Genomic DNA, 508 nt, shown 5'->3' on the forward strand with positions numbered 1-508 from the left:
CGCTGGCACTGCATCTTGATCACCACGAATCGCTGGATGATATTCGCCGTAAAGTCCACGCAGGCGTGCGCAGCGCGATGATCGACGGCAGTCATTTCCCGTTTGCCGAGAACGTGAAGCTGGTGAAATCGGTTGTCGACTTCTGCCACTCCCAGGATTGCAGCGTGGAAGCAGAACTGGGCCGCCTCGGCGGTGTTGAAGATGACATGAGCGTTGACGCCGAAAGTGCATTCCTGACCGATCCACAAGAAGCTAAACGCTTTGTCGAACTGACTGGCGTCGACAGCCTGGCGGTAGCGATTGGTACGGCGCACGGCTTATACAGCAAAACGCCGAAGATTGATTTCCAGCGGCTGGCGGAAATTCGTGAAGTGGTCGATGTTCCTCTGGCGCTGCATGGTGCCAGCGATGTCCCGGATGAATTTGTCCGTCGCACTATTGAACTTGGCGTAACAAAAGTGAACGTTGCCACAGAATTAAAAATAGCCTTCGCTGGCACCATCAAGAC

Annotated in this window: 1 protein-coding gene; it reads left to right on the plus strand. The window is 54.5% G+C overall.

The genetic code is table 11. The annotated features are described in order from the left end of the window. Positions 1-508 (plus strand): ketose-bisphosphate aldolase (locus C3D30_RS20220; protein WP_123058543.1); only part of this gene is annotated, 508 nt, incomplete at both ends.

Source organism: Escherichia sp. MOD1-EC5433, assembly GCF_002966005.1.
Classification (GTDB): domain Bacteria; phylum Pseudomonadota; class Gammaproteobacteria; order Enterobacterales; family Enterobacteriaceae; genus Escherichia; species Escherichia ruysiae.